The following is a 10,412-nucleotide window of genomic DNA, read 5'->3' on the forward strand; positions in this document are numbered from 1 at the left end:
CAGTCCGGAAAGGACTACGCCGTGATGAGTGCGGCGATCGCCTGCACGGACGGGTCCTCAAGGATCTTCTTGATGCGCAGCCGCACGCCGCTGCGCTTGTGGATCTCGTTGATGAGCCGGCTGATCAGCAGGGAGTTGCCGCCCAGCTCGACGAAGTCCTGCTCGGCGCCGACCGACGAGACCCCCAGAAGCTCTGCGAACAGCCCGGCCACGAGGAGTTCCTCGGGCGTGGACGGCTCCCGGCCGACCGGCGTCACCTGCGCTTCCGGCTTGGGCAGCGCCTTTCGGTCCAGTTTCTCGTTCGAGGTGAGCGGAAGCTGGTCCAGGACGACGAACGCGGTGGGCACCATGTAGTCGGGCAGTGCCGCCACCGCCTGCGCACGGAGTTTGTCGATGTCCGGATCGGTGCCGGTCACCGGGACGAGGTACGCCACCAGTCGCTGGTCGCCGGGCACGTCCTCGCGGACGAGGCAGACCGCCTGGCTGAGCTGCCCGTCCCGCAGCAGCACCGACTCGATCTCCTCCAACTCGACCCGGAAGCCCCGGATCTTCACCTGGTGGTCGAGCCGGCCGAAGAACTCGATGACGCCGTCGGCACGCCAGCGAGCCGCGTCTCCCGAGCGGTACATGCGGGCACCGGGCTCCCCGAACGGATCGCTGATGAAGCGCTCGGCCGTCAGTTCGGGCCGGCCCAGGTACCCCTCGGCGAGCTGCACACCGGCGAGGTACAGCTCACCGGTCACCCCCGGTGGCAGCATCCGGCGCTGCTCGTCGAGGACGTACAGCCAGGTGTTCCAGACCGGACGTCCGATCAGCACCGGTCCCGGCTCGGGGTTCCTCGGGCACAGCATCGAGGTGACATCCACCGCAGCCTCGGTGGGGCCGTAGACGTTGTACAGGTCGGCCTCCAGCACGGAGGCGAACCACGCCTGTAGCTCGGCGGGCAGCGCCTCGCCACCGCACACGACACGGCGCAGGCTCACACACTTGGCCGCGTCGGGTTCCTGGAGGAACACCTTCAATCCGGAGGGCACGAAGTGGGTGATGGTGATGTTCTCGGCCACGATGGTCTCGGCCAGGTAGGCCGGGTCGCGGTGCCCGTCGGGATCGGCGACCACGATCGACGCCCCCGCCAGCAGCGGCCAGAAGACCTCACGCACCGTCACGTCGAACCCGGCCGGGGTCTTCTGCAACAGCCGGTCGTCGGGCCCCAGCGGGATCTGGTGTTGCATGTGGTGCAGCCGGTTGGTGATCGCACGGTGGGCGACCACGACGCCTTTGGGACGCCCCGTGGAGCCCGAGGTGTAGAGCACATAGGCCGGAGCGTCGGGAGTGAGCGGGGCCCGCCGGTCGGTGTCGGCCGGCGCACTCGGGTCGGCCGCCGCCAGGCGGGTCCGGGTGCTCTCCTGGTCGAGCACGATCTGCTCCGCGGCCACCAGGACGGAGTCCGACAGCGCGGCGATGGTCACCGTGTGCGAGACCCCTGCGTCGGAGAGCACCTGGTTGATGCGCTCCACCGGATAGCCGGTGTCCACGGGCAGGTAGGCAGCGCCCGTCTTGACGATGGCCAGTGCCGTGACGACGTAGTCGATCGAGCGGGGCAGCACCATCGCCACGATGTCCCCGGCGCCCGCGCCACGGCCGATCAGCAGCCGGGCGATCCGGTTCGCCCGCCTGTCCAGCTCGGCGTAGGTCAGCCGCTCGTCGTAGTGGCTGATGGCGAGCCGGTCGGGGTGGGCGGCGACGTTGGCCTCCACCAGCTCCGGAAGCGTGAGCTGCGGAACCTCGTGCGCGGTGGCGTTCCACTCGTGCATGATCCGGTGGTGTTCCGCCGGGGTGAGCAGGTCCACCTCGCCCACCTCGGCAGCCGGGCCCGCCCCGAACAGACGCTCGGCGAAGTGGCCGATACGACTGGTGTGTTCGGCCAGGTGCTCGTGCGTGAAGCGGCCGGGATCGCCCTTGGCCTCGGCCCACAACACTCCCTCGCGGTGCGCGAAGGCGAAGGCCAGGCCCTCCACGGGCGCCGCGTCGTCCGCGAGGAAGACCTGGGCACTGACCGGTGGCGCGTCGTCCCCGGGCTGCGCGGACTCGCCCGCCCGGCCCCGGAGGTCCCGTACCTGGGCCACCAGGCCGGCGACGGTCGTCGTGGGTTCGACGGTCAGCCGCACCGGCCCGGAGTCCACCGCGAGCACCAGGTCGTGGGCCGCGGTCATCCTGTGCTGATAGGCAGCCGTGACAGCGACCGCGAGATCGGTCCAGTCGGCCGGCACGGCCTGAAGGAGTGCGCTGACGAAGACCTCGCGGGGGGCGGATGCGTCCCGCAGCTCAGCGTCCGGGTGTTCCGCTCGATTCTCGGTAGCGGTCATGCTCCGCGCTCCTGGAGAAAGCGGTGCGTGGCCTCGGCCACGTCCGGGTTGCTCAGCATCTCCTCGGTGCCGACGGGGAAGCTCCGCTCCCAGAGGGCGTGCGGGGCACCGGGACTCGACTGCGCCGAGGTCAGCGCACCGGCCGTGGCCCAGCTCTCCTCGGGGCTCAGCTGCCGGGCGGCGAACAGATAGGAGACGTACGAGCGGAAGAGCCCCAGCAGGTCCTCACTCGTCTCCTCGTCGAACTCCAGCCGCTCGAATGCGACACCTGCGGTGGTCTCGTACAGCTTGATCACCTGGAGGGCGAGGGAGTCGAAGCCCTCCCCTTCCGTCTCACACAGGGCCCGCGCCTCCCCGATGTAGCCCTCCCGCTCCTCCTCGGACAGGATCGACATCGTGTCGACCGCCTTCTTGAAGTCGCGGTAGAGGGACATCTGGTCGACCGGTTCCGGATCGAACAACAGGAGGGCCGGCCTGGTGCCCTGCTCCTTGGCGATCGCGTCGGCCAGCGCCGCGGCGAACACGCCGCCCACGCAGTAGCCCATGACGGTGTCCACGTGGCCGCGCACGCCCTCGGGCAGCTCCCGCCACCCCTGGAGGTAGGTCTCGGCGGACAACAACTCCCTGTCGGCGGCGTCCGGTTGGGTGGTCTGCCAGATTTCCCGGTCCGGCTTCAGCAGCGCCGCGAACTGGCGGAAGCCCGCCTCCGGTCGCGCCGTCGAGTCGAAGTCGACCGCCAGGACGGCCTTCTGCTGATTGCCTTCGCTGATGCGCCGCCAAGAACCTGCGTTCAAGACTGTCCCCCCTTCACCAGTTCCAGCAGCTCGGCCTCCTCGGCCGGGGTGAGCCCTGCCTTGCGCTCGCGGTCCAGGCCCAGTTCGCGCTCGTACGCGAGGACCCCCGCGACGACCTCCGCGAACGGGCGATGCCTGAAGCCGGCCGCGGCCGACCGGGCGTGGTCGTGCGCCATGAATCCGTAGTCCACCGGTGGCACCCACAGCGGCAGCGACTTATCACCGCGCCATACCTGTACCCCGGCCGCCTCCAGCTGGTCCTCGGGCACCGGGACCAGCTCGGTGTCCGGTGGGCCCACTGCCTCGGCGATGCCGGCCAGGACCTGGCCCAACGGGCGGGTGGGGCCGACACCGTTGTAGGTGCCGCCGAGCCCGCGTTCGCCCGCGTCGACGATCCAGGCGGCCATGTCGCGTACGTCGACGTACTGCGTGGGCTGTTCGAGGCTGTCCGGTACGGCGACCCGGCCGCCCTTCGCGATCCTCGCGACCCAGTAGCCGAACCGGTCGGAGAGGTCCCCCGGGCCCACGATCAGCCCGGAGCGCACGATGAACGCACGGTCGCCCATCGCCTCGCGCACCGCGTTCTCGCTGGCCACCTTGATGGAACCGTACAGATGGGGGTGCTCGATCCGCACCTCCTGGTCGGCTCCGCTCTGTACGGGCTCGTGCAGCGCCGCGTCCTCGTTCTGGCCGGTGGACACCGCGTCGGCGTACACGTTGATCGAGGAGATGAACGTCCAGTGGCCGGCCTGCGAGCCGATCGCGCTCAGCGCGTCCCGCACCCACGGGTACGACATGGCGGCGACGTCCACGACGGCGTCGAACTTCTGCCCGGCCAACGGCTCCAGTCCGTCCGGCCGGTCACGGTCGATCTTGACGAGCGTGGCGCCTTCGGGGACCTGGCCCGACGTGCCGCGGGCCGCGCACACGACCTCGTGGCCGCGCCGCACGCCTTCCTCGGCGATGGCGCGCGATAGGAAGAGGGTCCCGCCCAGTACAAGCATCTTCATGGGTCACACGCTCCCGTGGGCTACAGGGCAGCCGGAGGCGCCGGCGTCACCGGCGTCCCGCGGCAGACGACGGTCGTACTTCACGGGCAGCGAGGTGAGGCCCCGTCCGACCGAGTTGTCGGCCACCCACTGGGGCTCCTTCTCCGGGTCCAGGGTGAGGCCGGGCAGCCGCCGCAGCAGGGTGGGGAAGACCACGTGCCCCTCCAGCCGGGAGAGCGGGGCCCCGGGACAGAAGTGCGGGCCGTGCCCGAAGGCGAGGTGACGGTTCTCCTGACGGGTGATGTCCAACCGGTCGGGGTCCTCGAAGACCTTGGGATCGCGATTGGCGGCGCCGATCATCAGGTGGACGAACGACTCCTTGCCGATCTCAACACCGTTGATCTCCATGTCCTGGGCCGCGACGCGCAGGGTGCCGCGGTAGGCCGGCGACTCGTAGCGCAGGAATTCCTCGACGGCCGAGATCACCAGCTCCGGCTGGGACTTCAGCAGCTCCAGCTGGTCGGGGTGGGTGAGCAGGGCGTGTGTGCCATTGCAGATGAGGCTGGTGGTGGTGCGCTGCCCGGCGATGATCAGCAGCGACATCGTCGAGGCGACCTCTTCGATGGTGAACCGGCCCTCTTCCTCGGCCGCCCGCAGCAACTGGCTCACGAGGTCCTCGCCCATGTCGGAGCGGCGGGACTCCAGCAGGTCGAGGATGTACTGCTCGAACTTGGAACTGACCTCTTTCAGACGCCGGTTGCTCTCCTCGTCCGCATAGGGGGCGCCGCCGAGGATGGACGACCAGCTGTAGAGCATCTCCCGGTCCTTGAGGTCCACCCGGAGGTACTCGAAGATCACCATGACCGGCAGGATCCGAGCGAACTCCACCAGGTCGATCGTGCCCGACTCGGGGAAGTTGTCGATGAGGTCGTCCGCGATCTCCTGGATGCGCGGCCGGATCTTCTCCATGCGACGGGGCACGAAGGACTTGCTGACGAGCCTGCGCAGCCGTGCGTGCTCGGCGCCGTCCGCGATGAGCATGTTGCGGGACTGCACGGGGCTGTTGTCGTACAGCTGGTCGCGGAACCACTTCGGCGTGTTGTCGAGCGACTTCGAGATGCGGGGGTCGCCGAACGCCTCAAGGGCCATCTGGTAGTCGGACACGATGTAGGCCTCGGCGCCCGGCGGGTGGTTGATGGCGCGGACCGGGCACTGCTCACGCAGCTCGGCGTACCGTCCGTAGCGGTCCTCAAGAGGCTCCGTGAAGAACTCCGGCGGGAGCGGCTCGTCGGCTGCGCTGCTCTCCGGTACCTCGGTGATGTCCTGTGTCATAACACGTCCTTTGCGGTCTGTCGTTGAGGTATTTCTTCGAGCGAGGTCAACGTCCGGATGCTCCGGCCCAGGGCCGGCAGTGATCCCATCGCCGCGATCGCGGCGATGGTGGCGAAAACCCAGACCGGGCCCCAGGCATCGAAGATCGATCCGATCGCGAGCACGCCCACCGGCGAGATGATCGTGGTGACGAAGAGCATCGCTCCGATGACGCGGCCCTGGAGTTCGTCCGGCACGCAGTTGGCGATGTACGTCTGGTACGCCCCCTGGATGAGCGGGCCCCGGATGTACACACAGGCGACGAGCATCCCGAGCGGCAGGACCCCGGGGACCGTCATCAGCAACACGGCCATGACCGGGCCGATCCAGTAGCCGGCGATGAAGATCACCGAAGGGCGCGCGTACTTGATGACCGTCCCGGCCAGCAGGGCGCCGATGAGCGCCCCGCTGCCGGCCACCGACATCGTCAGGCCGATGAACGACTCCGACGCTCCCCGGGCCTTGCCGGTGGCGGCGACGGCCAGTGAGATGCCGGTGGGGTTGAAGGCCATGTTCGAGAAGGTCGTGGCGATCGTCACGGGGCGCAGCACGGGGTCCCGGATGAGGTAACGGAGCCCTCCGAGCAGTTCCTTCTTGTCCAGGGCGGCGGACGCCGTCCGCGGGGTTCTCCTGACGAACAGCATCAGGAATGTGGAGGTCACGAAGGAGACGCACGCCCCGAGGAAGGGCAGGGCGCGGGCCGCACCGTACAGGGCGCCTCCGATGGACGGTCCGGCCATGATCGCGCCGTAGAGCCTGATCTGGTTCTGCGCGGTCGCCTGGGTGACCTGGTCCGGCCGCACCAACTGCTTGGCGATGGCCATGCCGGCAGGCATCGACAGGCCGAAGCAGGACGCCGACACCATGGCGATGCCGAACGTGACGAAGACGTTGACCGGCCCCATGAAGAGCAGCACGGCGAACAGCCCGAGCAGCAGCGCCCGGACCACGTTGCAGCACAGGATCAGCCGCTTGCGGTCCACCCGGTCCGCGAGGATGCCGCCCCAGAACGACATCAGGCCGTTCGCCAGCAGCTGGGCGGAGCCGACGGCACCGGCGAAGGCGGCCGAGCCCGAGCTGGCCAGGATCAGCAGCGGGTAGGCGATCGCTGCGGAGTGCTCACCGAGCCCGGCGAAGACCTCGCTGCTCCACAGGGCTTGGAAGGACCGGTTGCGCAGGAGCGAAGGCTTCGCCTCCGGCACCGTTTCCGCTCCGAGCGTTTTGGCACCGCCCCCGGTGTCATCGAGTGTCATGGGCTGTTCCTTCTTCCGAGGGCGCGTCCTGCCGGAGCGCTCCGAGCAGCGCCGCGGCGAGTTTTGGTACATGTGGGTTCCGGAGCATCGACCAGTGATCGCCACCCACCGGACGGACCGTCACCCCGCCTGCGTACAGGCCTCGAATACTCCGGCGCAGAAGCTCCGCCTCTCGTGGGTCCACCTCGACCTTGAGCACTACCGCTGGGCAGGTGACCGGCTGTGGCCGGTAACGGGAGAGCACCCGGAACTTGTCCAGCAGCAGCCCGCGCAGGGCGGGGTTACGCCGGGCCTGAGCCCCGACCTGGCCCAGGCCGAGTGCGGCGCTCGCCATGAGACGGAGATGCCCGAGGACGAACCCGGCGTCGGAACCGATGGGCCGGCCCGCCCGGCCCGGCACGTAGGCATCGAGGCAGACCAGCATGTCGACGTCCTCGCCTCGGGCGGCGAGTTGGCGCGCTATCTCGTGCGCCACCACAGCACCGAAGGACCAGCCGCCGATGGTGTAGGGCCCGGAGGGCTGCGCCCGCAGCAGCGCCTCGACATGGTGGGCCGCGACGTTCTCGACGGACATCCGCGAGGCATTCGCGCTCTGCGGTTCCAGACCGAGCACCGGACGACCCGTGTCCAGATGCTCGGCGAGTTCGCGGTAACTGAGCGCGGATCCGGCGGCATCGGCCACCAGGAACAGGGGCCTGCCCGTGCCCTCCCTCAGTACGGCGACGCCCACCGGCGGCGCCGGAGTGCCGGTGTCCCACTGCTGCTCGACCAGTTCCAGCAGATGCCCGAACGTGGGGTTCCGCATGAACTCGGCGGCCGGGACGTTGACTCCGCCCTTGTCCCGGAGCTGGGCCATCAGGTTCAGCACCATCAGCGATTCGCCGCCGAGGGCGAAGAAGTGGTCCGCCGCGGACGCGGAGGACACTCCGAGCGCCCTGCACCACAGCTTTTCCACCTGTGCGTGCATCGATAGCCCGCGGTCGGCAGCGGTCGTCCGGCGGTCGCTCCCGGACGCGGGGCGCGGCTGCTCGGTCCGCGGGTCCTGTGCGGTGAACGGGTGCCCCGGCAGGGAGCAGCGCAGCGGGCGCTCTCCCCTGCCCGCGAGTGTCCCCTCCACGGCGTCGAGGTCGTGCTCCCACAGCGTGCCCAACGCCCGGAGCAGTCCGCTCTCGCCGTCCTCGGGCCTGCCGAGCATCGGCACGCCCGTGTGGCGGGACGGGTCCCATTCCTCGCGGAACCGCAGCGCGCCGAGCATCGTGCTGCCCGGTCCGAGCTCGATGAACGTGTCGCAGTCCGTCCCCAGCAGCGTCTGCATGGCACCGTCCAGCTGGACCGTCCGGCGGACCTGTTCCGCCCAGTATTCGGGACCGCACACGGCCTCCGGATCGGCCCAGTCGCCGGTGAGGTCCGACACGAGCCGCAGGGTGGGAAGCTGCGTGTGCGTGGCCGTGATCAGCTCCGTCAGCCGGTCGGACACCGGTGCCAGGATGGGGCCGTGGCCGGCTCGGTCGACGTTCAGTAACCGCAGGTCCAGGCCCTTCAGGGCGTCGCCCTCCAGCAGTTCCGTGATCTCCGCCGCCGGTCCGGAGAGCACCACCCCGCCCCGGCTGATCATCGACACCGCCACCTGGCCGTCCAGGCGGACGCGGCGTTCCACCTCGTCCAGTGGCGCGTTGACGGCCACCATCCGGCCAGGCTCGGTGACGCGGATCGCCTGCGCCCGCTCGTAGACCAGGCCGGCCGCGTCCGTCGGGGACCAGACTCCGGCGAGGGCGGCGGCCGCGTACTCACCGACGCTGTTGCCGAACAGGGCGGCGGGCTTGATCCCCCACTCACCCAGCTGCCGCCCCAGCGCGTAGCCGATCGCGAAAAGCCCCACCTGCTGGTGCGCCAGGTCGTTGAACCATTCGGGCGGTACGTCGGTCTCGGTCACGATCGGCGAGAGGTCCAGCTCGTACGTGCTCCGCACGAACTCGCTGATCTCGTCGAACCGCGTGCGGAACTCCGGCAGCAGCCGATGGGCGGATACGCCCGCCGCGTGTCGCAGCACTCCGTGGCCGGGGAAGAGGAAAGCCACCTGCGAGAGGGACTTGGCCGTGGCGGGCTGCGACGCGTCGCGCAGCAGCTCGGCCGCCTGGGCCCGGTCCTGCGCGACGACCGCCTGCCGGTGCGCGAAGCGCCGTCGGTCCGCCAGCGTGCGTGCGACCTCGGCCAGTTCGAGGGTGCTTCCGGACTCCAGACGACCGGCCAGGTCCTGGCGCAGCCGACCGAGCGCCTCGGACGATGCCGCCGACAAGGTGAGGACATGCGGTCCGGACGGGGTGGCCGGCCGCTCCCGCACCGGGGCCGCCTGGAGGATGACGTGGGCGTTGGTACCGCCCACGCCGAAAGCGCTGACCGCTGCGGTGGGCGTCCCGTCCTCGGGCCACGGCCGGGTCTCGGTGCACACCCGGAACGGGGATGAATCGAGGTCCAGCAGCGGGTTGGGCGCGGTGAAGTGAAGGGTCGGCACCAGCTCCCGGTGCTCGATCATCAGCACCGTCTTGATGAAGCCCGCGACTCCGGCGGCCGCGCTGGTGTGGCCGATGTTGCTCTTGACCGCGCCGAGCCACGTCGTGGTGTGGTCCTCGGGCAGCATGCCGAAGGCGTCGGTCAGCGCGGCCACCTCCACGGGGTCGCCCATCGGGGTGGCCGTGCCGTGGCACTCGACGTAGTCGATCTCCCAGGGGTCGACGCCGGAGACCTTGTGCGCGTGCCGGATCGCTTCGCTCTGGCCGGGGATGGACGGCGCGGTGAAGCCGAGCTTGTCCGATCCGTCGTTGTTGAGTGCCGAACCCCGGATGACCGCCGCGATCCGGTCGCCGTCCCGCAGCGCGTCGGTCAGGCGCTTGAGGACGACGACCCCCACGCCCTCGCTGGGAATGGTCCCGGCCGCCTGCGCGTCGAACGGGCGGCAGTGGCCGTCGGGCGAGAGCACGCTGCCCTGCTCGTGGAGGTAGCCCCACTCCCCCAGGGGCGACACGGCGACACCTCCCGCGAGCGCCGCGTCGCATTCGCCGCCGAGCAGCGCCTGGGTCGCCATGTGGATGGCGGTGAGCGAGGTGGAACAGGCGGTTTGCACCGTGACCGCCGGTCCGCGGAGTCCCAGCTTGTACGCCACCCTGGTGGCCACGAAGTCCTTCTCGTGGCTGACGACACGGACCAGCGGGCTCACGTCGTCACCCGCGTCCAGCAGGGTCCGGTCGGATCCCGCGTACACACCGATCCGCCCGGAGAACCGGCCGGGATCGATCCCCGCGTCGTCGATGGCGGTCGAGGCGCATTCGAGGAAGACCCGCTGCTGCGGATCGATGTTCGCGGCGTCCGCCCGGTTGTACCGGAAGAACGGCCAGTCGAAGTTCTGAGCACCCTCCAGGACTCCCTTGGCGGGTACGAACTCCGGACGCCGTACGAGGTCGGGATCGGCGCCCTTCGCGACGAGGTCGTCGCTGTCGAAGTGGGTGATCCCCTCGACGCCGTCGCGCAGCATTCCCCAGAACTCGCGTACGTCGGCCGCGCCGGGATACCGGCAGGCCATTCCCACGACAGCTATCGCGTGTTCCGCGGTCATGTCCGCGCTCCCCCTGTTCGTCACCGTGC

6 protein-coding genes are annotated in these 10,412 nt (G+C 69.9%); all 6 read right to left on the reverse strand.

What is annotated here, in order from left to right; translation table 11 throughout:
• Positions 1-14: 14 nt before the first annotated feature.
• From TU31_RS27265 to TU31_RS27290, 6 genes are read right to left on the reverse strand one after another with little or no spacing between them, the layout of a single operon-like run.
• The gene (locus TU31_RS27265) at positions 15-2,366 is read right to left on the reverse strand and encodes an amino acid adenylation domain-containing protein (protein WP_052719078.1); all 2,352 of its coding nucleotides are present in this window, start codon (positions 2,364-2,366) and stop codon (positions 15-17) included.
• On the reverse strand, positions 2,363-3,160 hold the full coding sequence (locus TU31_RS27270) for a hypothetical protein (RefSeq protein ID WP_042159217.1): 798 nt from the start codon (positions 3,158-3,160) through the stop codon (positions 2,363-2,365). Before TU31_RS27270 ends, TU31_RS27265 begins: the two co-directional genes overlap by 4 nt.
• Positions 3,157-4,170 (reverse strand): NAD-dependent epimerase/dehydratase family protein, encoded by a 1,014-nt coding sequence (locus tag TU31_RS27275; protein ID WP_042159220.1) that lies wholly within the window; start codon positions 4,168-4,170, stop codon positions 3,157-3,159. The genes TU31_RS27270 and TU31_RS27275 overlap by 4 nt, the downstream gene beginning before the upstream one ends.
• A gap of 3 nt (positions 4,171-4,173) precedes the next feature.
• Entirely contained in the window at positions 4,174-5,481 is a 1,308-nt protein-coding gene (locus TU31_RS27280) for a cytochrome P450 family protein (protein WP_042159223.1), read from the reverse strand.
• The gene (locus TU31_RS27285; protein WP_052719079.1) at positions 5,478-6,773 is read right to left on the reverse strand and encodes an MFS transporter; all 1,296 of its coding nucleotides are present in this window, start codon (positions 6,771-6,773) and stop codon (positions 5,478-5,480) included. Before TU31_RS27285 ends, TU31_RS27280 begins: the two co-directional genes overlap by 4 nt.
• Positions 6,760-10,383, reverse strand: a complete 3,624-nt coding sequence (locus tag TU31_RS27290) for a type I polyketide synthase (protein WP_042159226.1) — start codon at positions 10,381-10,383, stop codon at positions 6,760-6,762. Before TU31_RS27290 ends, TU31_RS27285 begins: the two co-directional genes overlap by 14 nt.
• Positions 10,384-10,412: the final 29 nt, after the last annotated feature.

The organism is Streptomyces lydicamycinicus (genome assembly GCF_000829715.2).
GTDB lineage: Bacteria > Actinomycetota > Actinomycetes > Streptomycetales > Streptomycetaceae > Streptomyces > Streptomyces lydicamycinicus.